This is a genomic window from Spiroplasma endosymbiont of Lariophagus distinguendus, assembly GCF_023846195.1.
Lineage (GTDB): Bacteria > Bacillota_I > Bacilli_A > Mycoplasmatales > VBWQ01 > Spiroplasma_E.
The window spans coordinates 1-591 of sequence record NZ_JALMUW010000175.1; the positions used below are offsets into that span (position 1 = coordinate 1).

The 591-nt window shown below is 12.4% G+C and carries 1 pseudogene; it reads left to right on the forward strand.

The features are described from left to right. Positions 1–591 (forward strand): annotated as a pseudogene (locus tag M0D11_RS06400) (hypothetical protein); the annotation flags it as partial.

Genomic DNA, 591 nt, shown 5'->3' on the forward strand with positions numbered 1-591 from the left:
ATGAGAAAAAAATGATAATGAAATAAAACAATATTTTGAAGAAAATTATTCAGAAAAATTAATAAATTATGTTGAAAAAATAATTAAAAATGAAAATAAAAAAATAACAATTAAATATCAGAAAAATGATATTATTATTATTTTAGACAATGAATTTGCCAAAACATTATTAAAAAATATTTTGTATACAAAATATGAAGATTTTGAAGAGTTATTTACAAATCAAATAAGAATTTATATTACTAAAAATAATTATTTTTTAAATTCTAATATTCCTACAATTTCAGAATTAAAAAAAATTGCACAAATTTTATTTTTAGAAAAAGAAAAATATAATACTTTTTGGTTAAAAAGTAATCTAGAAAAAATAATAATTAAATTAAATTTAAATAATAAAATTTTAGAATTTAATAATAATATTTTTGATAATGAAAATCAAAATAATATTATTGAAAAAATTTATAATTATAATGAATCTACTTGAAATTCATCAATCATTTTGTCAAAAAATAATTGTGAAAAAATAATTAAAAAATTTATCAATAATAACAAAAATGAATTTATTTTAGAAACTAAAAAAATAATTAAAGA